Source organism: Streptomyces sp. NPDC050485, from assembly GCF_044458185.1.
Lineage (GTDB): Bacteria > Actinomycetota > Actinomycetes > Streptomycetales > Streptomycetaceae > Streptomyces.
This window is the reverse complement of record NZ_JBITHR010000001.1, coordinates 436953-463551: the sequence shown is the minus strand read 5'-3', so window position 1 is coordinate 463551 and position 26599 is coordinate 436953. Positions and strand designations below refer to the sequence as shown.

The window sequence follows — 26599 nt, the reverse complement described above, 5'->3', positions numbered from 1 at the left end:
CGGTCCGCCCTCGGGAATGGGCCCGGCTACGCGTACAGCGCGGGCCGCTCCGCCAGCTGTACGCGGACCCGCTCGCCGGTCTCCTGGGCGCGTACCCCCGCCTCGCAGACCACGGCCGCCGCATAGCCGTCCCAGGTGCTGGCCCCCTCGACGCGGCCCTGCCGGGTCGCGTCCACCCACGCCTGCACCTCGCGGTCGTACGCGTCCGCGAACCGGATCGTGAAGTCCTGCGGGATGTCGCGGCCCGCCCGCCCCGCGGATCGCGTGCGGAGCCCGCCGCTCCCGCCGATCGAGGCGGTGCCGCGTTCGCACACCGCCTCGCAGCGCACCTCGTAACCGAAGCCGCAGTTGACGAAGATCTCCACGTCGACCACCGCGCCACCGGACGTCTCGAACAGGACCAGCTGCGGATCGCCGAGCCCCTGCGGTGCGTGCGAGGAGGGGCGCGGGCGCAGCACCTGTACGGCGGTGATCTCCTGGCCGAGCAGCCAGCGGGTGGCGTCCACCTCGTGCACCACCGAGTCGCGGATCAGCATCTCGGTGGTGAAGAAGGAGGGTGAGGCCGCGTTGCGGTGGCGGCAGTGCAGCATCAGAGGGCGGCCCAACTCGCCGTGTTCCAGGGTGCGTTGGAGCTCCTGGTACTCGGCGTCGTACCGGCGCATGAAGCCGACCTGGACCAGCCTGCGGCCCAGGCGCTGCTCGGCCTCCAGGACGCGCAGGGCGCCGGCCGGGTCGGGGGTGAGCGGCTTCTCGCACAGGACCGGCAGGCCGCGCGCGAAGGCTTCGAGCAGGGCCGCCTCGTGGGCCGGGCCCGAGGAGGCGATCAGGACGGCTCCGACGCCGGGCGCGGCCATCGCGGCCGCCGGGTCGGTGTGCGCGCTGCACCGCTCGATGCCCGAGGCCACGGCCTTGGCGCGTTCCGCGTCCAGGTCGGCGACGGCCGCGACGCGGGCGCCGCTGATGACGGAGTCGATGCGGCGCACATGGTCGGCGCCCATCCTGCCGGTGCCGATGACGGCGATGCCGAGGGTCATGTCAGGCCCCGCAGGAGCGGAGGAAGGCGCGGGTGCGCTCGGCGACGGGCAGCGGCCGGTCCGGCTCGCAGGGGTACATGTCCTGCTCGACGATCGCGAACAGGTCGACGTCCAGGGCCTGGGCGGCGGCGAGTACGGGTTCCAGCGCCGGCACCCCCGACGGCGGCTCGCACATCACACCCCGGGCGACCGCGGGCCCGAACGGCAGCTCCTCGGCGCGCACTTGGGCCAGCACCCCGGGATCCACCTGCTTGAGGTGGAGGTAGCCGATCCGCTCCCCGTACGTCTCGATCAGCTTGACGCTGTCGCCGCCGCAGTAGGCGTAGTGCCCGGTGTCCAGGCACAGCGAAACCAGCTCGGGGTCGGTGGCGTCCAGGAAGCGGGCCACGTTCTCCTCGCTGTCGATGTGCGTGTCGGCGTGCGGGTGCACGACGATCCGCAGGCCGTAGTTCTCCCGCACCTCGCGGGCCAGGCGCTCGGTCTGCCCGGCCAGATCGCGCCACTGCGCGGCGGTCAGGGTGCTGTCCTCCAGGACCGCCCCCGTCTTGTCGTCGCGCCAGAAGGACGGGATGACGACGAGGTGTCCGGCGCCGGTGGCCCGGGTCAGCGCCGCCACGTCGGACACGTGCGCCCAGGTCTTCTCCCAGACCGCGGGGCCGTGGTGCAGCCCCGTGAAGACGGTCCCGGCGGAGACCCGCAGGTCGCGCTTCTCCGTCTCTTCGGCGAGGCGCGCCGGGTCGGTGGGGAGATAGCCGTACGGTCCGAGTTCGATCCACCGGTAGCCCGCGCCCGCGACCTCGTCCAGGAAGCGCTGCCAGGGGACTTGGCGCGGGTCGTCGGGGAACCAGACGCCCCAGGAGTCGGGGGCGGAGCCGATCCGGATGCGGGTCTTCGCCGTCGTCATGGGGGCCAGCCTTCCGGGGGCGCGGGAGGAGTGTCAAGACTACGTCCGAATGTAAGGACAAAAGATTGACAGGGGTGGGAGACGGCGGCTAGACCTGGGGGCACCGGCGACCCGGCGACCCCGAAGGGACGTGCATGGACGAGGCCCCGTACGGCACTGCGTACGACCTGATCACGATGGGCCGGATCGGCGTCGACCTCTACCCGTTGCAGACCGGCGTGTCGCTGGCCCGGGTCACCTCGTTCGGGAAGTTCCTCGGCGGCTCGCCCTCCAACGTGGCGGTCGCCGCGGCCCGGCTCGGCCGCCGCACGGCCCTCATCACCCGCACCGGGCGCGACCCCTTCGGCGAGTACCTCCGTGCGGAGCTGGGCGAGTTCGGGGTCGATGCGCGCTGGGCCACGCCGGTGGACGGGCTGCCCACGCCGGTCACCTTCTGCGAGGTGTTCCCGCCGGACGACTTCCCGCTGTACTTCTACCGGTTGCCGAAGGCGCCGGATCTGGAGGTGCGGGAAGGGGAGCTGGATCTCGATGCGATCCGGGGCGCCCGGATTTTCTGGGTGACGGGGACTGGGTTGTGCGCGGAGCCCAGTCGGAGGGCGACGCTGGCGGCGGTGCGGGCCCGGACTGAAATCTTCCCCACCCCGCCCCTTCCCGAACCGGGGGCTCTGCCCCCAGACCCCCGCTCCTCAATCTCCCCCAAGGACTTCGTCCAGGGGGGACCCCCAGGGGCTGGGTTTGGCGCGGGAGGGGCGGGATTTGCTCCGGTCACCGTCTTCGACCTCGACTGGCGGCCCATGTTCTGGGAGGCCCCGGAGGCAGCCCGCACCTACTACCGAGAAGCCCTCGCCCACGCCACCGTCGCCGTCGGCAACATCGACGAGTGCGAGGTGGCCACTGGCGAGCGGGAGCCACGGGCCGCCGCCGAGGCGCTCCTTGCCGCCGGGGTCGAGCTCGCCGTCGTCAAGCAGGGCCCCAAGGGCGTGCTCGCCGTGCACCGGGACGGCACGGTCGCCGAGGTGCCGCCGGTGCCGGTCGAGGTGGTCAACGGGCTCGGCGCGGGCGACGCGTTCGGCGGGGCGCTCTGCCACGGGCTGCTGGCCGGCTGGGAGTTGGAGCGCGTCATGCGGTACGCGAACGCCGCCGGGGCCATCGTGGCGTCCCGGCTCGCCTGCTCCTCCGCGATGCCGTACCCCGCCGAGGTCGAGCGCGTACTGGAAGGCGGCCGGGCATGACCGCCGACCTCGGCCCCGCCGGGCTCGCACGGATCCGGGCCCGCCACCCAGAGGCCGTCGCCGAGGCCGCGGCCCGCCGGGTGCGCAGACCGCTGCTGCGCGAAGACGGCGGGCGGCTGATGGTGATCGCCGCCGACCATCCGGCCCGGGGCGCGCTCGGGGTCGGCGCGAACGGCCTTGCCATGGCCGACCGGGGCGATCTCCTGGACCGGCTGCGCCTCGCGCTGTCGCGGCCCGGCGTCGACGGGGTGCTCGCCAGCGCCGACATCCTGGAGGACCTCCTGCTGCTCGGCGCCCTCGAAGACAAGGTCGTCGTCGGCTCCATGAACCGCGGCGGCCTCGCCGGGGCCGTCTTCGAACTGGACGACCGGTTCACCGGCCACCGCGCCCAGGACCTCGCCCGGCTCGGCTTCGACGCGGGCAAGCTGCTGCTCCGGATCGACTACCAGGACCCGGGCTCGCTCAGCACGCTGCACGCGGCTGCCCGCGCCATCGATGAGATGGCCGAACGTCAACTCCCGGTGTTCGTCGAGCCGTTCATCTGCCACCGCCGCGCGGGCCGGATCCGCAACGACCTGTCCGCCGAGGCCGTCACCCGGTCCATCGCCATCGCCTCGGGCCTCGCCGGGACCTCCGCGTACACCTGGCTGAAGGTGCCCGTCACCGAGAACCCCGACGACATGGCCGAGGTCATGGCCACCAGCACGCTGCCCGCGGTGCTGCTCGGCGGCGACATAGGGGACGACCAGGAGGCCGCCTTCGAGAAGTGGCGCGGGGCGCTGCACCTGCCCACCGTGCAGGGTCTGGTCGCCGGGCGCTCGCTGCTCTATCCGGCCGACGGCGATGTGGCGGCGGCCGTCGATACCGCCGTAGGGCTGCTGTAGGGGGTAGGAGTCGGACATGGATGACCAAGGACTGGTGGAGGACCGAGGACTGCTCGTACCGGCCGGGGCCGCCGCCCGGGACGCGTACGCACTCGACATCGACCCGGAGCGGGCCGGCTGGGGCTACTCCTCGCTGCGGGTGCTCGAACTGCCGCCCGGCGGCTCGCACCTGCTGGCCGCCGGTGACAGCGAGTGGCTCGTGGTGCCGCTCAGCGGCGGCTGCACGGTGCGTACGGACGACGGCCCGGCCGTCGAACTCCTCGGCCGCACGACCGTGTTCGAGGGTGCCACCGACTTCGCCTATGTGCCGCGTGACGCGCACACCCAGATCGCCTCCGGCGCGGGAGGCCGTTTCGCGCTGGCAGGAGCGCGGTGCGAGCGACGACTCCCCGTTCGCCACGGCCCCGCGCCGGAGGTACCCGTCGAAGCCCGGGGCACCGGGAACTGCTCCCGTACGGTGCGCAACTTCGCCGCCGCCGACGCCTTCGCATGCGACCGGCTGATCGCCGTGGAGGTGATCACGCCCGGCGGCAACTGGTCCTCGTACCCGCCGCACAAGCACGACGAGCGGCGGCCGGGCGAGGAGAGCGAGCTGGAGGAGATCTACTACTTCGAGTTCGAGCGCCCGGACGGCTACGGCTACCAGCGCGTCTCGCCGTCCCGCCCCGGCGGCGCCGACGTCCTCGCCGAGGTGCGGTCGGGTGATGCGGTGCTTGTGCCCAACGGCTGGCACGGGCCGTCGATCGCCCAGCCGGGCAACGCCATGTACTACCTGAACGTCATGGCGGGACCGGGGCAGGAACGGGAGTGGAAGATCTCCTTCCACCCTGATCACGTGGAGGGATACCGGTGACCGGTACGACGCGTCGACTCACCACCGCCCAGGCGCTGATCGCCTTCCTGGCCCGCCAGTACACCTCCCGCGACGGCGTCAACCACCGGCTGATCGCGGCCACTTGGGGCATCTTCGGGCACGGGAACGTCGCCGGGATCGGGCAGGCGCTCCTTGAATCCGGGCCGGCCGCCATGCCGTACCACCAGGGCCGCAACGAGCAGGCCATGGTGCACGCCGCCGTCGGCTACGCGCGCCAGAGCGACCGGCTCTCCGCGCACGCCGTGACCACCTCGATCGGCCCCGGCGCGACCAATCTGGTCACGGGCGCGGCGCTGGCCACCGTCAATCACCTCCCGGTGCTGCTCCTGCCCGGCGACACCTTCGCCACCCGCCCCGCCGACCCGGTGCTGCAACAGCTCGAAGTCCCGTACGCCGGTGATGTGTCGGTCAACGACTGCCTGCGCCCGGTGTCCCGCTACTTCGACCGGATCGTCCGCCCCGAGGCGCTGATCCCGGCCGCGCTGAACGCGATGAGCGTGCTCGCCGACCCCGCGGCCACCGGCGCGGTGACCCTCGCGCTGCCGCAGGACGTCCAGGCCGAGGCGTACGACTGGCCGGAGGACTTCTTCCGGGAGCGGGTGTGGCAGGTGCGGGCCCCGGCAGTCGACCCCGGTGAACTGGCCGCAGCGGCATGGGAGTTGAAGGAGTCGAGCCGTCCGCTGATCGTGGTGGGCGGCGGGGTGCGGCACGCCGGCGCCCAGGAGGTGCTCGGCCGGCTCGCCGAGGACACCGGCATCCCGGTCGCGAGCACCCAGGCGGGCAAGGGTGCGCTGCCCCACGACCACCCGCGCGACATCGGCGGCATCGGCCACACCGGCACCGCCGCCGCCGACGAACTGGCCCGCACCGCCGATGTGGTGCTCGGCATCGGCACCCGCTGGACCGACTTCACGACCGCTTCCTCGACCCTCTTCCAGAACCCGGCCGTCCGCTTCATCAACCTGAACGTCCGGCCCGCCGACGCGCACAAGATGGGCGGCCGCCAGCTGGTGGGCGATGCCCGCACCGGTCTGACCGCGCTGCACGAGGCGCTGGCGGGCCACCGCGTACCTGCCGCGTACGAGGCCGAGTGCGCGCGCCTGAAGGCGGACTGGGAGCGCCGGGTCACCGCCGCGTACACCCCCGCCTCCGACGACCGGCGCCCCACCCAGGCCCAAGTCCTGGGCGTACTCGACACGTTGGTCACCGGGGACGACATCCTGATCAACGCGGCGGGCTCGCTCCCCGGCGACCTCCACAAGCTGTGGCGGACCCGCTCGCGCGACCAGTACCACGTCGAGTACGGCTACTCCTGCATGGGATACGAGATCCCGGCGGCGATCGGAGCCGCCCTCGCGGCGCCCGGGCGGCCGGTGTGGGCGCTGGTCGGCGACGGTACGTATCTGATGAATCCCACCGAGATCGTCACCGCCGTGCAGGAGAACATCCCCATCAAGGTGGTGATCCTGCAGAACCACGGGTACGCGTCGATCGGCGGGCTCTCGGACGCGGTGGGGGGTGAGCGGTTCGGCACGGCGTACCGGTTCCGCGCGGCGGACGGGACGTACGGCGGCGATCCGCTGCCGGTCGACCTCGCGGCCAACGCGGCCTCGCTCGGGATGCGCGTCCTGCGCGCCGAAACCGTGCGTGACCTGCGGGAAGCCCTGGCCGAGGCGCGCAAGGCCGACGTTCCCACATGTGTCTACGTCGAGACCGAAACGCCCGACACAGTGTCGGGCCCGCCCCCGGCCCAGGCGTGGTGGGATGTGCCCGTGGCCGAGACCGCGACCCGGGCGTCGGCGGTCACGGCGCGCGAGGAGTACGAACGGCACGTCACCGCCCGACGCCGCCATCTGTGAAGGAGCACTTGGACATGACGAAGACCGTCAACCACTGGATCGGTGGCAAGACCGTCGAGGGCACGTCGGGCAACTTCGGCCCGGTGACCGATCCGGCGACCGGAGCGGTCACCACGCAGGTCGCCTTCGCGTCGGTGGAGGAGGTGGACCAGGCGGTGGCCACCGCCCGGGCGGCGTACGCGACCTGGGGCACGTCATCGCTGGCCCAGCGCACCACCGTGCTCTTCAAGTTCCGGGCGCTGCTCGACGCGAACCGGGACGCCATCGCCGAGCTGATCACCGCCGAGCACGGCAAGGTCCACTCGGACGCGCTCGGCGAGGTCGCGCGCGGCCTGGAGATCGTCGACCTGGCCTGCGGGATCACCACCCAGCTCAAGGGTGAGCTGTCCACGCAGGTCTCCAGCCGGGTGGACGTGGCCTCCATCCGCCAGCCGCTGGGCGTCGTCGCGGGCATCACGCCGTTCAACTTCCCGGCGATGGTGCCGATGTGGATGTTCCCGATCGCCATCGCGTGCGGCAACACCTTCATCCTGAAGCCCTCGGAGAAGGACCCGTCGGCCTCGATGAAGATCGCCGAACTGCTCGCCGAGGCGGGCCTGCCGGACGGCGTCTTCAACGTCGTGCACGGTGACAAGGTGGCCGTCGACGCACTGCTCGCCCACCCGGACGTGGCCGCGGTCTCCTTCGTGGGCTCGACGCCGATCGCCCGCTACATCCACACCACCGCCTCCGCCCACGGCAAGCGGGTGCAGGCGCTCGGCGGCGCCAAGAACCACATGCTGGTCCTGCCGGACGCGGACCTGGACGCGGCGGCCGACGCGGCGGTCTCGGCGGCGTACGGTTCCGCGGGCGAGCGCTGCATGGCGATCTCGGCGGTCGTCGCGGTCGGCGCCATCGGCGACGAGCTGGTGGAGAAGATCCGCGAGCGCGCCGAGAAGATCAAGATCGGTCCCGGCAACGACCCGGCGTCCGAGATGGGCCCGCTGATCACCGCGGCCCACCGCGACAAGGTGGCCTCGTACGTGGCGGGCGCGGCGGCGCAGGGTTCGACCGTCGTCCTCGACGGCACGGACCACACCGTCCCCGGCTTCGAGGACGGCCACTGGATCGGCCTCTCCCTCCTGGACCACGTGCCGACCTCGGCGGACGCGTACCGGGACGAGATCTTCGGCCCGGTGCTCTGCGTGCTGCGTGTGGCGACGTACGAGGAGGGCCTGGCGCTGATCAACGCGTCCCCCTTCGGCAACGGCACCGCGATCTTCACTCGCGACGGGGGTGCGGCCCGCCGCTTCCAGCTGGAGGTCGAGGCCGGCATGGTCGGCGTGAACGTGCCGATCCCGGTGCCGGTGGGCTACCACTCCTTCGGCGGCTGGAAGGACTCGCTCTTCGGCGACCACCACATCTACGGCAACGACGGCACGCACTTCTACACCCGCGGCAAGGTCGTCACCACCCGCTGGCCGGACCCCGCCGACGCCCCGAGCGGCGTGGACCTCGGCTTCCCGCGCAACCACTGACACGGTGCGTGCTGGACCCCCGCAGGCTTCGGCCGGCGGGGGTCTTCGGTTTCCCGCCCCCGGCGATGCTCATTGGCGAGGAATGTGGTTGACCTCAACTCGTAGAGGCTGTGCACTGGCGTCACTTCAAGATCCAAGGAAGGAAGATCCGCCATTCCCACCAAGACGCTGCAGATTCCCACCGCCGACGGCCGGGCCGACGCCTTCGCCGCCTTCCCCGACGACGGTGAGCGGCACCCAGGGGTGCTCATGTACGGGGACGCCTTCGGCATCCGGCCCGTGCTGCGGGAGATGGCCCGCGAACTGGCCGGGCACGGGTACTACGTGCTCGTCCCCAACTTCTTCTACCGGCACGGCCCGGCACCGGTGATCGAACTTCCCGAGTACATCGGAGAAGAGGCCCGGCCCGCGGTCATCGCCCAGGTGATGCCCTTGATCAAGGCGCACACCGCCGAACGCATCCTGAGCGACGCCGAGGCCTACCTCGGGTTCCTCACCACCCAGCCCGAGGTGAGCGACGGACCGGTCGCGGTGACCGGCTACTGCATCGGCGGCCTCCTGGCGATGCGCACCGCCGCGGCCCACCCCGGCCAGGTGGCCGCCGTCGCCGGATTCCACGGCCCGGTGGGCGCCGACGGGCCCGAGAGCCTGCACCACCTGCTCTCCACGCTCACCGCCGAGGTCCACCTCGGCCACGCCGAAACCGATCTGACGCCCGAGGCCCTCGGCGAGCTCAACAAGGCCCTGGATGCCGCGGGTGTCGACCACACCTCCGAGATCTACCCCGGTACCGTCCACGGCTTCACCATGTCCGACACCGACGCCTTCAACCCCGCCGGACTGCAACGCCACTGGGACCGCCTGCTCCCCCTCCTCGCCCGCACCCTGGCCAACGGCTGAGCCTTCTAGCCACGACCTGCGCGAGCCAACGGGCTCGCCGTCCGCGCGTTCGGCATCGTGCACGCGGGGACGTAGGCCGCGAGCAGGCGTCTCACCGGGACTCCGCGTGGTGGGCCGCCGTCGTGGCCAGGCCCCGGATCAGGGGGTGCGGGCCCGCCGCGCTGACCCGCCCTCGCCGACGCCCTCACGGTGGTGCGCAGGTCCGCCCCCGGACTCGCGGCGACCGTGCGGGTGCTCGGGCACGAGGAGGTGGTCCGGGCCGTCGTGACGGGCGGGCCGACCTGGGTCTGGTGTCCGGCGCCGCCGCCCCCAGGGACCCCCTGCCCCTGCCCGACGCGGGACCGATGGCCACCCTGGGGATCGCCGAGGAGCCCCTCGCGGTGCTGCTTCCCGCGGGCCACCCCCTCGCGGACCGCCCCGCCCTGCGCCTGGCCGACCTCGCCGACGCCCGCTGGATCGACGCTGGGCTGCCGAGCGCCCGCGGCCGAGCGGGGCGGAACCGTCCGCACTGCGGGAAGTCGCGGAAAGTTAAGGACAAACTTCGGCGCGGGCGCTGCGATTCCCGCACCGCCCGATCCTGGTGCCTTGTCGCGCCCTTAACGCCGAAAACCGGGGTTTACGCGTGCCGGATCTTCGGATTCCGCAGGAGAACAGCTATTGACCTGCGGTTCTCCGGAGGCTTCCATGACGTCCACCCGGGAGCCACCGAACCACTTTCACCAGCCGCCTATGGAGGCGATACCGCTCCCGCGCATCGGACACCGCACCAGTCGATCGGAACCGCACGATGACGGAAACGCTCAGCGCCCCCCAGGCGCTCGCCCCCGCGACCGGCCCCACCCCGCAGAAGCTCAAGCGTTCCATCGGCGTCGTGGGCGGTACCCTCCTCACGCTGTCCTGCGTGACGCCCGCCTCCACCCTGTTCGTCGTCGTGCCCGACCTCTTCGCCACCCTCGGCACCTACACCGCCCTCACCATCGCGATCGGCTCGCTGCTCTGTATCGCCGTCGCCTTCTGCTACTCGGAGCTGGGCACCCTCATCCCCAGCGCGGGCGGCGAGTACGCCATGGTGTCCACGATGGCCGGGCGGCTCGCCGGATGGCTGGTATTCGTCCTCTCACTGCTCGTCGTGATGATCGTGCCGCCCGTCATCGCGATGGGCACCGCCGACTACCTCGCACCGATCGTCCACATCCCGGCGCCCGTCGCGGGCGCCGGGGTGATGCTGCTCGCCACCCTGGCCGGCCTGCTCGACCTGCGCGCCAACGCCTGGATCACCGGCATCTTCCTGGTCCTCGAAGTCATCGCCGCCGGTGTCGTCGCGGTGCTCGGCTTCTCCCACAGCGAGCGCGGCGCCTCGGCCCTGGTCCACGGCTCGGTGGCCGGTTCGGGCGGCGCCCCCTCGACGGTGACCACGATGATGGTGATCTCCGGACTCGCCATCGCCCTCTTCATCACCCAGGGCTTCTCGACCGCCGTGTACCTGTCGGAGGAGCTGGAGCACCCCCGGCGCAACGTCGCCCGCACCGTGCTGGCCACCCTCGCCATCTCAACCGCCGTGATCCTGGTGCCCGTTGTGGCGATCACCCTGGGCGCCCCCGACCTCGCCGCCCTCACCGGCGGCGACCTCAGCGGCATGGTCGCCGCCTGGTCGAACTCCGCGGTCGGAACCTTCGTCAGCCTCTGCGTCGCCCTCGCGATCATCAACGCGGGCATCGTCATGGTCATCCAGAACTCCCGCGTCCTGTTCGCCTCGGCCCGCGACAAGGCCTGGCCCGAGCCGGTCAACCGGGGCCTGTCCCGGCTCGGCCGGTTCGGCTCCCCGTGGGTGGCCACCCTCCTCGTCGGCGTCCCCGGCGCGGGCCTGTGCTTCGTCAAGCTCGACACCCTGTACGGCGTCACCGGCGTCTCCGTCACCGGCATGTACCTGCTCGTCGCCGTCGCCGCCCTGCTCTGCCGGCGCGGCTCCCACAAGGACGTCGCGGCCTGGCGCATGCCGCTGTGGCCCGCGGTGCCGGTGCTGCTCATCGCCGTACTCGCCTACATCCTGACCCAGCAGGAGACCCAGTACCTGCTGTGGACCGGCGGCATCACCGCGGTCGCCACCCTGTACTGGGCGCTGTACCTGCGGCCGCGGCGCGCAACCCGGTGGCTGGTCAGCATCCCGGAGGATGCACGGGCCTGAGGCGTTGCCTAGGGTGGCGTTCATGACTGAACTGGATGCCACCGGATACCTGGACCACGCCGTCTACTGCGATGAAATCCTGCGCCAGACCGATGAGTTGAGGTCCCACCTGGCCGGTGCGGACCTCGACGCCACGGTGCCGACCTGTCCCGACTGGAGCCTGCGGGAGCTCGCCGTCCACGTGAGCGGCGCCCATCGCTGGGTCGCCGAGATCGTACGGACCAGGGCCCTGGCCAACATCCCGCCGGAGCAGGTGCCGGGGGGCGGCGGGCCGGCGAGCGCCGAACCGGCCGCGCTGGACGCCTGGTTGGCCGAGGGCGCCGAACTGTGCGCCGGTGCCCTGCGGGACGCGGGCGCCGAGGTGCCGATCTGGACCTGGGTGGGGGACACGACCACGGCGTTCTGGGCGCGGCGGATGGTCCACGAGACCGCCGTCCACCGCGCCGACGTCGCGGGCCTCACCGGCGCCGAGTACCGGCTGGCGCCCGAGCTGGCGGCCGACGCCATCGACGAATGGCTCGGCATCATCGCCTTCATCCAGACCGCCCGGGGCGGCGAGAAGGCGGACGCGCTGCGCCGCGGCGGCCGGACCATCCACCTGCACGCCACGGACGCCCCCGGCGCCGAGTGGCTCATCGAGCTCGCGGACGAGGGCGTCAGCTGGCGCCGCGCGCACGAGAAGGCGACGGTCGCCGTGCGCGGCCCGCTCACCGATGTGATGCGCGTCTTCTACCGCAGGCTGCCCGTCGACACCCCGGCCGTCGAGGTCCTCGGCGACGCGGACGTCCTCGACCAGTGGCTGGCCGCGACGGCGTTCTGAGCCCCTTCACGGCCTGGCGCGGTCACTCGAATGGCCAGGTCAGCATCGCGAACCGGCCCTCGTCGCGCGCGCCCGCCGAGCGGTACGTGGCGAGGGCCGGGTCGTTGTCGGTGTCCACGCCCACCCACATGTCGTAGCAGCCGCGGGCCCGCGCGACCGCCGCCAGCGCGGCGGCCAGGGCCCTGCCGATGCCCCGGCGGCGGTGCCGCTCGGCCACGGCCAGTTCGTACAGGCACATCTCGGTGCCCTTGTCGGGATGGAGCATCTCGATGCCGGAGACGAACCCCGCCGCCTCGGCGCCGACGTACGCGATGAGCATCAGATGGCCCGGCGCGGCCAGGAAGCGGGCCGCCCACTCCTGGCGCGCCGGGCCGTCGAACAGGTGCTGGGCGGCGGTCAGCTCGGCCGCGGTGGTGGCGCGGCGGATCTCGTACGGGGTGTCCACCTCGGGTTCTCCCTACTCCCGCTGCGGTACGGGACAGGGCGACCGTACTCCCCGGGTACAGCACGCACTTCCACCCACCGGCAGGTTCGGTTGTCGTACCCGGCGCATACGGTTGGGGGATGGAGATCAGCATCCGCAGACGCCGTTGGCGGGTGGCCGCGGCGGCGGCCGCCGCCGCAGTCCTGGCCGGCGTCGGCGTCTGGAGTGCCACCGGTGCCTCGGGCGCACCCGCCGTGCACCGCGAGGACCAGGTGCTCGACATGCCCGGCGCGAAGATCGACACCTCGTTCTTCACGGCGGGCGGCGCAGCGGACAAGCGGCCCGCCGTGCTGATCGGGCACGGCTTCGGCGGCAGCAAGAACGAGGTGAAGGGCCAGGCCGAGCAGCTCGCGCGGGACGGGTACGCGGTGCTGACGTGGTCGGCGCGCGGCTTCGGTAAGTCGACCGGGCAGATCGGGCTCAACGATCCGCAGCTGGAGGTCAAGGACGTCTCGCGGCTGATCGACTGGCTGGCGAAACGCCCCGAGGTGCGGCTCGACGCGCCCGGCGACCCGCGCGTCGGCGTGACCGGCGTGTCCTACGGCGGGGCGATCTCGCTGCTCGCCGCCGGGTACGACAAGCGGGTCGACGCGATCGCGCCGGAGATGACGTACTGGAACCTGTCCGACGTCTTCTTCCCCGACGGGGTCTACAAGAAGCTCTGGGCGGGGATCTTCGTCTCCACGGCCGGCGGCTGCAAGGCGTTCGAGCCGCAGCTCTGCGCGATGTACGAGCGGGTCGCGACCGCCGGGAAGCCGGACGAGGCGGCACAGCAGCTGCTTGCGGCCAAGAGCCCGTCGGCCGTGGGCGACCGCATCAAGGTGCCCGCGCTGATCATGCAGGGCCAGACCGACTCGCTGTTCCCGCTCGGCCAGGCCGACGCCATGGCGAAGCGGATCGCCGCCAACGGCGCGCCGGTCTCCGTCGACTGGATCGCGGGCGGCCACGACGGCGGCGACCGCGAGACCGGCCGCACCCAGGCCCGCGTCACCCAGTGGTTCGACCGGTATCTGAAGGGCGACAAGAGCGCCGACACCGGGCCCGCGTTCCGCGTGACCCGCACCGGAGGCGTCAACTCCACTGATGGCGCTGCCCAGTTGAGGGGCGCGAGCAGCGGCAGCTACCCCGGCCTGGAGAGCGGGCGCCGCACGATCGCGCTCACCGGCCGCGAGCAGAGCTTCGACAACCCGCCGGGCGGCGCGCCACCCGCCATCTCCGCGGTGCCCGGCCTCGGTTCGGGCCTGTCGGGCCTGTCCTCGCTGGGCGTCGGCATCTCCCTCGACTTCCCCGGCCAGTACGCGAAGTTCGACTCCGCGCCCCTGACGACCGGCGTCGCCATCACCGGCTCGCCGACCGTCAAGGTCAACGTGAAGTCGAGCGGCGACGACGCCGTGCTGTTCGGGAAGGTGTACGACGTCGGCCCCGACGGCAAGCAGCAGGTGCTGCCCGCCCAGCTCGTCGCCCCGGTCCGGGTCGACGGCGCCAAGGACGGCAGGACCGTCGAGCTGACGCTGCCCGCCGTCGACCACACCGTCGAAGCGGGTCACCGGCTGCGCCTCGTGCTCGCCGCCACCGACCTCGGCTTCGCCTCCCCGGCCGCGCCCGCCACGTACACCGTGTCCCTGGCCGGCGGCGGGCTCGGCGTGCCGACCGTGCCCGCGGCGCGGACCGCGTCGGCGGCGCTGCCCTGGTGGGTGTGGGGCCTGCCGCTCGCCGGGGCCGTCATCGGCGCTGCCCTCCTGGTCACCCGGCGCACCCGCACCCCCGAGCCCGATGCCGAGCTGGCCGAAGTGCCGCTCCAGATCACCGACTTGACCAAGAAGTACGCCAAGTCCGGCGAACGGTACGCCGTCCGCGACCTGTCCTTCACCGTCGAGAAGGGCCAGGTGCTCGGCCTGCTCGGGCCCAACGGCGCGGGCAAGACCACCACGCTGCGCATGCTCATGGGCCTGATCCGGCCCGACGGCGGCGAGATCCGCGTGTTCGGCCACGCGATCAGGCCGGGCTCGCCCGTCCTGTCGAGGGTCGGCGCGTTCGTCGAGGGCGCGGGCTTCCTGCCGCACCTGTCGGGCCGCGAGAACCTGGAGCTGTACTGGCGGGCCACCGGCCGCCCCGACGGGGACTCCCGCATCGAGGAGGCCCTGGAGATCGCGGGCCTCGGCGACGCACTCCAGCGTGCGGTACGGACGTACTCCCAGGGCATGCGGCAGCGGCTCGCCATCGCCCAGGCCATGCTCGGCATGCCGGACCTGCTGATCCTGGACGAGCCGACCAACGGGCTCGACCCGCCGCAGATCCGCGAGATGCGGGACGTGATGATCCGGTACGCGGCGGGCGGGCGCACCGTGATCGTCTCCAGCCACCTGCTGTCCGAGGTCGAGCAGTCCTGTACGCATCTGGTGGTGATGGACCGGGGCCGGCTCGTCCAGGCGGGACCGGTCGCCGAGATCACCGGTGAGAGCGACACCCTGCTCGTCACCACCGCCGAACCGGTCGCCGAGGTGGTCGCGGACAAGGTGGCCGCGCTGCCCGGCATCGGCTCCGCGCTCCGCACCGACGAGGGCCTGCTGGTCCGCCTCGACGGGGCGAGTCCGGCGGCGCTCATCGCCGAACTGGTGCGCCTGGACGTGCCGTTGACCGGCGTCGGCCCGCACCGCCGCCTGGAGGACGCGTTCCTCACCCTGATCGGAGGGTCCGCATGACCACGCTGTTGGAGTCCCCGGCGGGCGAGACGGCCCCCGGCTACCGGGCCCGGCGCACCCTGCCGCTGCGCGTCGAGGCCGTACGGCAGCTGAAGCGGCGGCGCACGCTGGTGATGGGGGCGGTGCTCGGCGCGCTGCCGTTCGTCCTGGTCGTCGCGTTCGCGATCGGCGGCAGCCCGAGCAGCCGCAACGGCCGGATCACCCTGATGGACACGGCGACCGCGTCCGGCGCCAACTACGCGGCGACCTGCCTGTTCGTCTCGGCGGGCTTCCTGCTCGTGGTGCCGGTGGCACTGTTCTGCGGGGACACCGTGGCCTCCGAGGCGAGCTGGTCCTCGCTGCGGTACCTGCTCGCGGCGCCGGTGCCCAGAGCCCGGCTGCTGTGGTCCAAGCTGGCGGTGGCGCTCGGGTTCAGCGCGGCGGCGATCGTGCTGCTGCCGCTGGTCGCGCTCGCGGTCGGCACGGCGGCCTACGGCTGGGGCCCGCTGCAGATCCCGACCGGCGGACAGCTCGGCTCGGGTGACGCGCTGCCGAGGCTCGCCATCGCGGTGGCCTTCGTCATCGTGTCCCAACTGGTCACCGCGGGGCTCGCGTTCTGGCTCTCCACCCGGACGGACGCGCCGCTGGGCGCGGTCGGCGGCGCGGTCGGCCTGACCATCGTCGGCAACGTACTGGACGCGGTGACCGCGCTCGGCGGCTGGCGGGACTTCCTGCCCGCGCACTGGCAGTTCGCCTGGGCCGACGCGCTCCAGCCGCACCTGGAGTGGGGCGGCATGCTGAAGGGCTCGGCGGTGTCGGTGGCGTACGCGCTGGTGCTGTTCGCGCTGGCGTTCCGGGGTTTCGCGCGCAAGGACATCGTGTCGTAGCGGGGACGGTTCGCGGCGACGACGACGGCCGCCTTCGAGACCGCCGAGCCGGTGGCAAGCGGCTCGTACGGTGTGCTCGAAGGCGGCCGCCGTCCTGGCGGGTGCGGAACGGATCAGGCGGCGAGGAGCTTCTCGTACCCCACGAGCCGCACGCAGGCCGTCAGGCCCAGGATCGCCTGCTCCAGCTCGGCGACGCCCGGGTAGCTGGGCGCGATGCGGATGGTGGCGTCACGCGGGTCGCTGCCGTACGGGTGCGTGGCACCGGCCGGGGTCAGGGCGATGCCCGCCTCGGCGGCCCGCGCCACGACGTCCTTGGCGCAGCCCTCCGGGACCTCCAGGGTGATGAAGTAGCCGCCCGCGGGGGCGGTCCAGGTGGCGAGACCGGTGCCGCCGAGCTCGCTGTCGAAGATCCGCCGGACGGTCTCGAACTTCGGCTGGAGCAGGGCGCGCTGGCGCTCCATGTGGGCCCGTACGCCGTCCGTGTCGCGCAGGAACAGGACGTGGCGCAGCTGGTTGACCTTGTCCGGGCCGATCGAGCGCTTGGAGTTGTTGGCGAGCAGCCACCGCACGTTGGCGGGCGAGGAACCGAAGAAGGCGACACCGGCGCCCGCCGCCGTGATCTTGGAGGTGGAGCCGAAGACGAAGGTCCGGTCGGGGTGGCCGGCCGTGGCGCAGGCGCCGAGCAGGTCGGCGATCTCGACGGGCTCGTCGGTCAGGTGGTGGACGGCGTAGGCGTTGTCCCAGAAGATCCGGAAGTCGGGGGCGGCGGTCTCCATCCGGGCCAGCCGCGCCACGGTCTCGTCGCTGTAGCTGACACCGCTCGGGTTGCTGTACTTCGGCACGCACCAGATGCCCTTGATGCCCGCGTCCTCGGCGACGAGCCGCTCCACGACGTCCATGTCCGGGCCCGCGTCGGTCATCGGCACCTGGATCATCTCGATGCCGAACCGCTCGCAGAGCGCGAAGTGCCGGTCGTAGCCGGGCACCGGGCACAGGAACGCGATGCGCTCCTGGTCCACCCAGTGGGACTCGGCACCCGGCAGCACGCTCAGCATCGCGTGCACGAGGCAGTCGTGCATGAGCTCCAGACTGGAGTTCCCGGCGGCCAGCAGCTGCGGGACCGGTACCTGGAGGACCTCCGAGAAGATCTCCCGAAGCTCGACCAGACCGTGCAGACCCCCGTAGTTCCGTACGTCCGTGCCGTCGGCGGAGGTGTGGCGTCCGCCGGGCAAGCTGAGCAGGTCCTCCGAGAGGTCGAGCTGCTCGGGCGACGGCTTGCCCCGGGTGAGATCGAGCCCCAGGCCGCGGGCCGCCAGCGCCGCGTAGTCCTGCCGGGCCTGATCGAGCAGTCCGGCCAGGGCGTCGGAGCTCAGCTCGGTGGTCATGGTGTTTCCTCTCGCGGGGCCGCGCGTGCGGGAACGGCATGGGTGGGGGTGCCCTGCCGAGCTTACAAACCGGCACCTGAGCGGTGGACGACGGGCTTCCGGGGCGGTGCGGAGGCGACATGATCAGGCAGAACGTTCATCGCGGTAAAGGGAGCTGAACGCAACGTGAGGTATCGCGAGCTGGGCACCGGAGGTCCGACGGTTTCGGCCGTTCGGGGTGGTGGCGTACAGCCCGCTCGGCCGCGGCATGCTGACCGGGGGCATCGCCTCCACGGCGGACCTGGACGGCGCGGACAACCGCAGGCGCTGGCCGCGGTTCGCCGAGGAGAACATCGGGCGCAACCTCGCCCTCGTGGCCGCCGTGCGGAACATCGCGGCCGAGATCGGCTGCACACCGGCGCAGGCCGCCCTTGCCTGGCTGCTCGCCCGGGGCGAGGACATCGTCCCGATCCCCGGCACGAAGAAGCGCCGCTACGTGGCGGAGAACGCGGGGGCGGCCGAGCTGTCCTTGACGCCGGAGCAGGTGGCCTCGCTGACCCGGGCGGTCCCGGAGGGGGGCGGTGGCCGGGGGCCGGTACCCGGAGGGGGCGCTGGGGAGGCTGGGGCACTGAGCACGCGGTCGGCTTCCCGCTGCGCGGCTCCCACCCGGGTGGGGACTGTCGGGGCGGCAGCGGACGGCTGCCAGCCCGGAGGCCGTCATTCCAGCCCGGAGACCTTGAACACCGTGTGGGCCGTCTCCTTGTCGACACGGGCCGCGATCTGGCGCAGGGCCGTCTCGCCGCAGCGGAGGGTGCCCCGGCCGGCGCTGGTGCGGGCATCCTCGTCCAGTACGTGCCACAGCGGGGGATTGGCGACGAGCACGTTCGGGTCGAGCTCGGCCCGGTTGCCTTCGATGTCCCGCAGCACCAGTCGCTGGGCGACGCCGTCGGACCAGCGGACCGACACGAGCCGGTCGGTGCGGACCTCGGCCCGCCGCAGCAGCCCGCGCGAGACCAGGCGGCCGGGGCCCGCCGACACCCGGGCGGGCCAGAGCACGACGAGCAGCAGGAGGGCGAGGCCGAGCCACAACAGCGTGCGGAGGCCGCTGAGCGTGCCGGACACGGCGTCGACCGCCAGCAGCAGGGCGAGCAGCAGCGCGGCACAGCCCACCGCCGAGCGTGCCTCGCCGGCCCAGCGGGTGTCGTGCACGGCGTCGTCGGCCGCCGGCGAAGGCCGCCCCGGCGCGCCCTGGATGGTCCGTCGTCCCATGGTTGGGGACGGTAAGGGGGCACAAGCCCCGGAGCGCGGACCTTGATGGAGCGTTGATGGATCGCTAACGGGATGGGTGCGCGGCGACGCCCATCCGGCACGGGAGTCGTCAGACGCCACTCCGGCACAAGCGTGGTCAGGTGCCACTCCGGCTCACGCGTGGTCAGGTGCCCATCCGGCACATGCGTGGTCAGGCGCCCGTCAGCCGCGCCTCCTCCAGGTCCAGGGAGCGCTGGAGCCTGCGGCGGGTGGTGTCGCTTATGCGGTGGCCGTCATAGAGGCGCTGGAGTTCGGCCGCCTCCTCCGCTATCAGGTCGCGGCGCAGCTGGCGGTAGACGTGGTCGGCGGACTCGGACTGGCTGTTGTCGGTGTCGTCGAGGCGCTCGCGGGCGTGCTCCTGGCGCGCCAGCAGAGCGCGGCGCAGCCGGTCGGCCACCACCTCGGGGACGGCTTCCAGCTCGGCGATCTCGTCCAGGCGGCGCAGCCCCGCGTCGGCCAGGCTCAGCCGGGCGCGGGCCTCCTCGCGTTCGGTGCGGTCGGGTTCGAGGGCGATGCCGGAGCGGCGTACGACGGGGGCCAGCGAGAAGCCCTGGACGACGAGGGTGACCACGACCACGGACGTGGTGAGGACCAGGACCAGGGGGCGGCCGGGGAGCAGGGTGCCGTCGGCGGCGGCGACCGGGATGGAGAGCGCGGCCGCCAGCGGCATCACGCCCCGGGTGCCGGCCCAGGACAGCACCACCGGGACCCGCCAGTTCGTCTTGCGCTGGCCGCCCTTCCACTGGAGCAGCGCGGACAGCGGGAAGATCCACAGCATCCGGACCGCGATCAGGGTCCCGGAGAGTGCGAGGGCGTACAGCGGCCAGAGCCGGTCGGCGTCGCCCAGTTCCCGGATCAGGCCGGGCAGGGAGAGGCCGATGAGGCTGAAGACCACGCTCTCCAGGAGGAAGACGACCGTGCCGTAGACGGCGTGCAGTTGGAGGCGGATGCGGGCGCTGGTCAGCCGGTCGGCGTTGCCGCCGAGGACCACGCCCGCCACCACCACGGAGGTGACGCCGGAGGTGTGGGCCGCTTCGGCGAGTACGTACGCCGCGTACGGGGTGACCAGCGCTATCACGGTTTCCAGGACCGGTTCCTCGGTGCGCCGCCGGATCACCACGACCAGTCCGGCGACGGCCGCGCCGATCAGGGTGCCGCCGCCCGCCAGGAGGGCGAACTCGCCGCCCGCGCCCGCCCAGGAGACCGCCGACGCGGCGACGGCGATGCTCACCGCGACCTTGAACAGGACCAGCGAGGTGGCGTCGTTGAACAGGCTCTCGGCCTGCACCAGGACCTGCACCTTGGGCGGCAGCGCCAGGCGCCGCCCGAGCGCGGTGACCGCCACGGGATCGGTGCTGGCCAGCACCGCGCCGAGGACCAGCGCCAGCTGCCAGGGCAGCGGGGTCAGCACCGAGGCGACGTATCCGACGGCCGCGGCCGAGGCGAGGACCAGGCCGATGGCGAGGATGCTCACCGGCTTCCACACGACGCGCAGTTCGCGCCAGGAGATCTCCTCGGCGCTGGCGTACAGGAGCGGCGGCAGGACGACGAGGCCGATGATCTCGGGGGTTATGTGTATCGCGGGGGTGCCCGGCAGCATCGCGACGGCCAGACCCGCGACGACCAGGAGCGAGGGCGCGGGGATCCGCCAGCGCCGGGCGCCCGTGGCCACCACCGTGGCGAGCACCACGAGGAACAAGACCGTACCGACGCCGCGCATGCCGCCCCCTGGACCGAATGCGGGCCCGTATGGCCCACAACGCCGACCAGACTTCCCGGCACACCGCCTTCACCCTATCGATACGTGCATCGTCAAGGCGACGTCAATGAAGTGCGGGCCCGCGACAGAAAGGTGTCAAGACGCATGCCGCGCGACCGCCGGAAGGAGTTCGGTGGGAGGGCGCCCATCGCCGCGCCGCCAGTCGTGGCCGCCCCACATGGCCCCAGGGAGTTGAACGACCGTGAGCTTCGAGAACATCGTCGGACTCTGTGTCGCCGGATGCCTGCTCGGCTATCTGGTGTTCGCGCTGATCCACCCGGACCGGTTCTGACGAACACCGGCCTCCGGCACCAAAGTTGGATCAGGAACACATCAAGGTCGGCCGCCTCGGTCGTGCTGCCCGGCGACGGCCGGTGATGATCAGGAGCACACATCGCGCCCCCGGTCGCGCAGGGCCCCTGCCCGGCGACCGGGGCGCGCGTTCTGCGCGAGGAGGCGTGTGCTGTGGTGCTGGAGCCGGATGTCCCGCCCGGACGGCGGGGTCGGCTGAAGGTCTTTCTCGGGGCGGCTCCCGGGGTGGGCAAGACATACCGGATGCTGGACGAGGCCCGGCGGCGGGCCGGGCGCGGCACGGACGTGGTGGTGGCGTACGTCGAGTGCCACAAGCGGCGGAACACGCTGGCGGGGCTCGACGGTCTGGAAGTGATTCCCCGTTCCCAACGCACGTACCGGGGCGGGAAGTTCGAGGAGATGGACCTGGACGCGGTGCTGGCACGGCGCCCGCGGGTGGCCCTCGTCGACGAGCTGGCGCACTCCAATATCCCGGGCGGCCGCAATGCCAAGCGGTGGCAGGACATCGAGGAACTCCTCGCCGTCGGCATCGACGTGGTGACCGCGGTCAACATCCAGCACGTCGAGTCGTTGAACGACGTGGTCGAGAAGATCACCAAGGTGCCTCAGCAGGAGACCGTCCCCGACGAAGTGGTGCGCCGCGCCCACGAGATCGAACTGGTCGACATGCCCGCCGAGGCGCTGCGCCGCCGCATGGCGCACGGCAACATCTACGCGCCCGAGAAGGTGGACGCGGCGCTGGCCAACTACTTCCGGGTGGGGAACCTGACCGCGCTGCGGGAACTGGCGCTGCGATGGGTGGCCGACAGCGTGGACGAGGCGCTCCAGAAGTACCGCTCGGACCACGGCATCGGCGGCGTGTGGGAGACCCGCGAGCGGGTGGTCGTCGCCCTGACCGGCGGGCCCGAGGGCGAGACCATCATCCGGCGGGCGGCCCGGATCGCCGACCTCTCCCGAGCGCTCAACTCCTCCCCCAAGTTCCCGGCTTCGCCCGAACAGGGCGGACCCCCATGCGCGGGGGAGGCCCCGTTGGCCCGCGGCGACCTGCTCGCCGTGCACATCGCGCGCAGCGACGGCCTCGCGGCGGGCTCCTCGGCCACCGCCCTGGCCCGGCAGCGGGCCCTGGTCGAGAGCCTCGGCGGCAGCTACCACTCGGTGGTCGGCGACGACATCCCGACCGCGCTGCTCGAATTCGCCCGCGCCGAGAACGCCACCCAGCTCGTCCTCGGCACGAGCAGCCGCAGCAGGCTCGAACGCTTCATGACCGGGCGGGGCATAGGCGAGACCGTGGTGGCGCTCTCCGACGACATCGATGTGCACATGGTGACCCACGAACGGGCGGGCCGGGGGCGGCTGTTGGCGTCCCGGCGGCGCACCCTGTCCACACCGCGCCTGATCGCGGGCCCGGTGTCGGGGCTTGTCCTGCCCTGGCTGCTGACCTTCGTCCTTGCCCAGGTGAGGGGGACGCTCACCCTCACCAGCGAGGCGCTCCTCTTCCTGCTCACGGTCGTCGGCGTGGCCTGCGTCGGGGGCGTGGTGTCCGCCGTGGTCGCCTCGGTGACCGCCTCGCTGCTCCTGAACTACTGGTTCATCCCGCCGGTCGGCCAGTTCACGACGAACCTCAACAGCGTGCTGGTGACGGTGGTGTTCGCGCTGGTCGCCGGGATCGTCGCGGCCGTCGTGGACCGCTCGCTCAGGCTCTCGCGCCGTTCGGCCCGGGCCACCGCCGAGGCGGAGACCCTGTCCTCGCTGGCCGGCTCGATCGTGCGGGGCGACCGGGCGATCCCGGCGCTCCTGGAGCGTACGAGGGAGACCTTCGGCATGGACTCGGCCGAGCTCGTGCCGCTCGCCGTCGCGGATCCGGGCGTCGTGCAGGTCCCGGTGGGACCGGATGCCTTCCTGGTGCTGCGGGGCCGGACCCTGCCGTCCTCCGAACGCAAGGTGCTCACCGCGTTCGCCGCGCACGTCACCGTCGCCGTCGAACGGGCCCGGCTCGCGGAGGTGGCCGCCGAGGTCGAACCGGTGAAGGCCGCCGACCGGATGCGCACCGCCCTGCTTGCGGCGGTCAGCCACGACCTGCGTACTCCGCTGGCGGCCGGCTGGGCCGCCATCACCTCGCTGCGCAGCCGCGACGTCGACTTCAGCGACGAGGACCGCGAGGAACTCCTCGCCACCGCCGACGAGTCCATGGCGCGCCTGGGCCGGCTCATCGACAACCTCCTCGACATGAGCCGCCTGCAGGCCGGGGCGCTCAAACTGAGCCTGCGGGCCACCGCGTTGGAGGAAGTCCTCCCGACCGCGCTGGAGTCACTGCCCCCCGGGGCGTCCCCGGTCGACATACAGGGCCTGGACGCCGTCCCGCCGGTTCTTGCCGACCCACCGCTCCTTGAGCGGGTCGTCGCCAACCTCCTGAGCAACGCGGCCCGGCACACCCCGCGCGGTGAAACAGTCCTGCTCACCGCGAGCACCCTCGCTGACCGGGTCGAGGTGCGGGTGATCGACCGGGGGCCCGGCCTGCCGGCCGAGGACCGCGAGCGGGCCTTCGTGCCCTTCCAGCGGCTCGGCGACACCGACAACACCACCGGGGTCGGCCTGGGCCTGGCGCTGTCCCGCGGCCTCACCGAGGCGATGTCCGGCACCCTCGCCCCCGAGGACACCCCCGGCGGCGGGCTGACCATGGTGCTGTCGCTGCCCGTCGCCCAGGGAGCCGTGGGCGCGCAGGACAGGGCGTAAGGAGTCCGTCAGGACAATCGCGGCCCCCGGGCCGGGCAGTCCACGCGGGAGCATGGTGGAAGGCGGAACACTGGAGGTGGCCATGTCCGGGTTCACGCTGCCAGGGGCCTTGCGGCACCACGTCCGGCCCGCGGGGATCTCCCGCCCGACCCGCGACCAGCTCGCGCTGGCGACGGCGGTGGCCGGTCCGCTCGCCGTCGCCGCCGCGCTCACCCCGTTGCGTACGCACGTGGCGGGCACCAATCTGGCGCTGATCCTCGTGGTGGTCGTGGTGGCCGTGTCCGCCAACGGCCACCGGGGCGCCGGGGCGCTGGCCGCGCTCTCGTCGGCCCTCTGGTTCGACTTCTTCCTCACCCGTCCCTACGAGCGGTTCACCATCTCCGGCGGCGACGAGATCACCACCGCCGTACTGCTGCTCGTGGTCGGCCTCGCGGTCTCACAGCTCGCCGCGCGGGCCCGGCGCCTGAAGGTCGTCACCGTCACCGACGCGGGCCATCTCGCCCGCATCCACGAAACCGCCCGGATCGCCCAGCACGCCGCGTCCGCGGACGACGTCGTCAGCCACGTCCGCGACCAGCTCACCGAGTTGCTGGCCCTGGACGGCTGCCGCTTCGAGTACGGAACGCTTCTCGGCCACCCGCCCCAGCTGGGGCAGGACGGAGAGGTCAGCGCGGCGCGTGGTGCCCGGTGGGACGTGGAGCGCCACGGCTGGCCGCGAGGGCAGGAGATCGAGCTGCGGGCCGTCGGCAAGGGGCACTACTACGGCCGGTTCATGCTCACGCCCGGGCCTGGTGAAGTCGTTCCCCTGCAGGCCCGGCTGGTGGCGGCGACGCTCGCCGGGCAGGCCGGGGCGGCGCTGGCGGAGGCAGGGGAGGGCACGGTCCGGGAGGCCTGAACGCCGGGCCGGGTACAAACAGGGCGGCCCCGGATTCCAGCCGTCAAGTAGGCGTTAAGCCAAGGGTCTTGGGCGTCAGGGACGCGTCAACGCGAGCGATCACTCGAACTTCTGCCCCACATGATGGTCAGCGCACGGGAACGTACGAGCGGCCCGTGGCGCGAGGTTGGAGGGCGAGTGGCGATCACCGCCGGTGCCGGGCAGCGTCAGGGAGCGGGGGCCCCGTCGACTGCTGAACCAGACCCCGCGCCGGCCGTTCGGCACGGGGGAACTCCCGAGCCGCGGTCCGGAGGGGGTCCGCGAAGCGGACAGCCGGGGCGACGGCCTCCCACCGCCGTCGCCCGGCTCGTCCGTCTCTTCCGGTACGCTGCCGGCCGCTACTGGGCCAGCACGCAGGGGCGGCTGCGGCTCGCCCGCGCGGTGTGCCTGCTGATCGGCGCCGGACTCGTCGTCCTGATCGCGGTGGCGGCCGGCGGGCTCTCCACCACCTGGGACACGATCCAGCACCGCGCCGCGCCCCGCACGATCGCGGCGACCCAACTCGACCTGGCACTGAACGACATGGATGCCCAGGCCGCCAACATCCTGCTGTCCAGCGGGGATTCGGGCACGGGCAAGGGCCGCCTGGACGAGTCGTACAGCAAGGCGAGCGGCTTCTACGCGGACGCCCAGCAGACCATCAGCCGCTCCCTGCGCACGCTCGGTGCCGCTTCCGAGGGCGACCGGGCGACGGAGGACACGGTGGTCGCCCTCACCGACGACTTCGCGCACTACCAGGAGCTGGTCGGCCGGGCCCTGGAGAACGACGGGCACGTCGGCGGCAAGGAGGCCGCCCGGGCCGACTACCGGCGGGCCACCGAACTCCTGGCACAGCGCCTGCTGCCGCAGGCCCGCCAGCTCGTCGACGCCAACAGCGCGGTGTACGAGGGCGAGTACGAGGCCGCGCGCTCGGACCTGTCCGTCCAGCTCGTCACCGAGGCCGTCCTCGGGGTGCTGCTGCTCGTCGTCCTGGTGGTACTCCAGGTCCGCATCGCCCGCAGCTTCCGGCGTGTCTTCAACCCCGCACTCCTCGCGGCCACGCTGTGCGCGGTCGTCGCGGTGGTGTGCGGCAGCCGGCTCCTGACGGTCTCCGAGGAGCAGCTGAAGATCGCGCGCCACGACTCCTTCGACTCGGTGGTCGCCCTCTCCCGCTCCAAGGCGATCGGCTACGACGCCAACGCGGATGAGAGCCGCTTCCTGCTGGACGCCGCACGCAGGGACGCGTACGAGGAGTCGTTCTTCAACAAGTCGCAGGAGCTGTACGGGCTCGACGGCGTGAGCCTCGGCACGTACGACGCGAAACTGGCCGAGACCTGGTCGGCGTATCAACGCGACCACGGCGACAAGCAGTTCACCGGCGAGTACCGGCGCGAGCTGGACAACATCACCTTCGCCGGGGAGCGCGAGGCGGCCGAGCAGACCGTCGATGCGTACGCCGTCTACCAGAAGGACGACCGGACCTTCCGCCGGCTCGTCGCCGAGGGCAAGGTGCAGGAGGCCACGGTCTTCTGCATCGGCTGGGCGTCCGACACCTCCAACGCTCACTTCGGCGTCTGGATGAAGGCCCTCGACCAGGTGACCGCGATCAATGCCGCCCACCACGAAGCGGCCATCACCGCCGGTCGCGACGCCGTCGACACCCAGGCGTCCACGGCCGCCGGCGCCCTGCTCCTGGCGGCCGGGCTCCTCGTCGTGGGACTGCGGCCGCGGCTGGCCGAGTTCCGCTGAGGGGGCGCGGGCGCATGGCCCGGCACCCTGAGCGGACGGCCAGGAATGAGCCGGGCCGCCCCGAACACGCCCGGATCAGCCGCCAGCAGGCCATGTACCGCCACGTGCTCGGTACCTTGGCCCCGCAACTTCCTGCGGGCCTTCGAAGAAGGCGCCCTCGACTACTTCACGGTCACCGCGGCGCGCCCCACGGCGGCGTG

20 protein-coding genes and 1 pseudogene are annotated in these 26599 nt (G+C 72.6%); 15 read left to right on the top strand and 6 right to left on the bottom strand.

Annotated elements, in window-relative coordinates:
* Positions 1 to 26 precede the first annotated feature (26 nt).
* Complete coding sequence (locus tag ACIBK6_RS02030) at positions 27 to 1034, bottom strand: Gfo/Idh/MocA family protein (protein ID WP_399047922.1); 1008 nt, start codon at positions 1032 to 1034, stop codon at positions 27 to 29.
* Position 1035: 1 nt separating this feature from the next.
* Positions 1036 to 1938, bottom strand: a complete 903-nt coding sequence (locus ACIBK6_RS02025) for a sugar phosphate isomerase/epimerase family protein (RefSeq protein WP_399047920.1) — start codon at positions 1936 to 1938, stop codon at positions 1036 to 1038.
* Between the two features lie 134 nt (positions 1939 to 2072).
* Between ACIBK6_RS02025 and iolC the strand changes: the two genes are divergently transcribed.
* From iolC to ACIBK6_RS01985, 8 genes are all read left to right on the top strand, one after another.
* Positions 2073 to 3170, top strand: a complete 1098-nt coding sequence (gene iolC / locus ACIBK6_RS02020; RefSeq protein ID WP_399047919.1) for a 5-dehydro-2-deoxygluconokinase — start codon at positions 2073 to 2075, stop codon at positions 3168 to 3170.
* Complete coding sequence (locus ACIBK6_RS02015) at positions 3167 to 4054, top strand: deoxyribose-phosphate aldolase (protein WP_399047918.1); 888 nt, start codon at positions 3167 to 3169, stop codon at positions 4052 to 4054. Before iolC ends, ACIBK6_RS02015 begins: the two co-directional genes overlap by 4 nt.
* A gap of 16 nt (positions 4055 to 4070) precedes the next feature.
* The gene (iolB, locus tag ACIBK6_RS02010; protein WP_399047916.1) at positions 4071 to 4907 is read left to right on the top strand and encodes a 5-deoxy-glucuronate isomerase; all 837 of its coding nucleotides are present in this window, start codon (positions 4071 to 4073) and stop codon (positions 4905 to 4907) included.
* Positions 4904 to 6787 (top strand): 3D-(3,5/4)-trihydroxycyclohexane-1,2-dione acylhydrolase (decyclizing), encoded by a 1884-nt coding sequence (iolD, locus tag ACIBK6_RS02005; protein ID WP_399047914.1) that lies wholly within the window; start codon positions 4904 to 4906, stop codon positions 6785 to 6787. Before iolB ends, iolD begins: the two co-directional genes overlap by 4 nt.
* A gap of 14 nt (positions 6788 to 6801) precedes the next feature.
* A complete protein-coding gene (locus ACIBK6_RS02000) occupies positions 6802 to 8304 on the top strand; it encodes a CoA-acylating methylmalonate-semialdehyde dehydrogenase (protein ID WP_399047912.1) in 1503 nt (500 codons plus the stop codon).
* A 153-nt stretch (positions 8305 to 8457) separates the two neighbouring features.
* Positions 8458 to 9204 carry a dienelactone hydrolase family protein gene (locus ACIBK6_RS01995; RefSeq protein ID WP_399048451.1) on the top strand — a complete coding sequence of 249 codons (747 nt, stop codon included), beginning with the start codon at positions 8458 to 8460 and terminating at the stop codon, positions 9202 to 9204.
* 787 nt (positions 9205 to 9991) lie between these two features.
* Positions 9992 to 11389, top strand: coding sequence for an APC family permease (locus ACIBK6_RS01990; RefSeq protein ID WP_399047911.1), 1398 nt, complete (start codon positions 9992 to 9994; stop codon positions 11387 to 11389).
* 22 nt (positions 11390 to 11411) lie between these two features.
* Entirely contained in the window at positions 11412 to 12209 is a 798-nt protein-coding gene (locus tag ACIBK6_RS01985; RefSeq protein ID WP_399047909.1) for a maleylpyruvate isomerase family mycothiol-dependent enzyme, read from the top strand.
* Positions 12210 to 12231: 22 nt separating this feature from the next.
* Here the strand turns inward: ACIBK6_RS01985 and ACIBK6_RS01980 are convergent, their stop codons facing one another.
* Complete coding sequence (locus ACIBK6_RS01980; RefSeq protein ID WP_399047907.1) at positions 12232 to 12654, bottom strand: GNAT family N-acetyltransferase; 423 nt, start codon at positions 12652 to 12654, stop codon at positions 12232 to 12234.
* A 119-nt stretch (positions 12655 to 12773) separates the two neighbouring features.
* Between ACIBK6_RS01980 and ACIBK6_RS01975 the strand changes: the two genes are divergently transcribed.
* Positions 12774 to 15395 (top strand): alpha/beta fold hydrolase, encoded by a 2622-nt coding sequence (locus ACIBK6_RS01975; RefSeq protein WP_399047905.1) that lies wholly within the window; start codon positions 12774 to 12776, stop codon positions 15393 to 15395.
* On the top strand, positions 15392 to 16261 hold the full coding sequence (locus tag ACIBK6_RS01970) for an ABC transporter permease (RefSeq protein WP_399047904.1): 870 nt from the start codon (positions 15392 to 15394) through the stop codon (positions 16259 to 16261). The genes ACIBK6_RS01975 and ACIBK6_RS01970 overlap by 4 nt, the downstream gene beginning before the upstream one ends.
* A 113-nt stretch (positions 16262 to 16374) precedes the next feature.
* Here the strand turns inward: ACIBK6_RS01970 and ACIBK6_RS01965 are convergent, their stop codons facing one another.
* A complete protein-coding gene (locus tag ACIBK6_RS01965) occupies positions 16375 to 17646 on the bottom strand; it encodes an aminotransferase class I/II-fold pyridoxal phosphate-dependent enzyme (RefSeq protein WP_399047902.1) in 1272 nt (423 codons plus the stop codon).
* Positions 17647 to 17893: 247 nt separating this feature from the next.
* On the opposite strand from ACIBK6_RS01965, the pseudogene ACIBK6_RS01960 reads away from it, so the two are divergent.
* A pseudogene (locus ACIBK6_RS01960) lies at positions 17894 to 18127 on the top strand (aldo/keto reductase); the annotation flags it as partial.
* 215 nt (positions 18128 to 18342) lie between these two features.
* Here the strand turns inward: ACIBK6_RS01960 and ACIBK6_RS01955 are convergent.
* Both ACIBK6_RS01955 and ACIBK6_RS01950 read right to left on the bottom strand, forming a co-directional pair.
* Positions 18343 to 18894: a hypothetical protein gene (locus tag ACIBK6_RS01955; RefSeq protein ID WP_399047901.1), complete on the bottom strand. Its 552-nt coding sequence runs from the start codon at positions 18892 to 18894 to the stop codon at positions 18343 to 18345.
* 190 nt (positions 18895 to 19084) lie between these two features.
* On the bottom strand, positions 19085 to 20653 hold the full coding sequence (locus ACIBK6_RS01950; RefSeq protein ID WP_399047900.1) for a Na+/H+ antiporter: 1569 nt from the start codon (positions 20651 to 20653) through the stop codon (positions 19085 to 19087).
* 241 nt (positions 20654 to 20894) lie between these two features.
* Between ACIBK6_RS01950 and kdpF the strand changes: the two genes are divergently transcribed.
* From kdpF to ACIBK6_RS01930, 4 genes are all read left to right on the top strand, one after another.
* On the top strand, positions 20895 to 20984 hold the full coding sequence (kdpF, locus tag ACIBK6_RS01945; protein ID WP_399047899.1) for a K(+)-transporting ATPase subunit F: 90 nt from the start codon (positions 20895 to 20897) through the stop codon (positions 20982 to 20984).
* 173 nt (positions 20985 to 21157) lie between these two features.
* On the top strand, positions 21158 to 23737 hold the full coding sequence (locus ACIBK6_RS01940) for an ATP-binding protein (protein WP_399047897.1): 2580 nt from the start codon (positions 21158 to 21160) through the stop codon (positions 23735 to 23737).
* An 82-nt stretch (positions 23738 to 23819) separates the two neighbouring features.
* Complete coding sequence (locus ACIBK6_RS01935; protein WP_399047896.1) at positions 23820 to 24632, top strand: DUF4118 domain-containing protein; 813 nt, start codon at positions 23820 to 23822, stop codon at positions 24630 to 24632.
* A 420-nt stretch (positions 24633 to 25052) separates the two neighbouring features.
* Entirely contained in the window at positions 25053 to 26399 is a 1347-nt protein-coding gene (locus ACIBK6_RS01930; RefSeq protein ID WP_399047895.1) for a hypothetical protein, read from the top strand.
* Positions 26400 to 26599 lie beyond the last annotated feature (200 nt).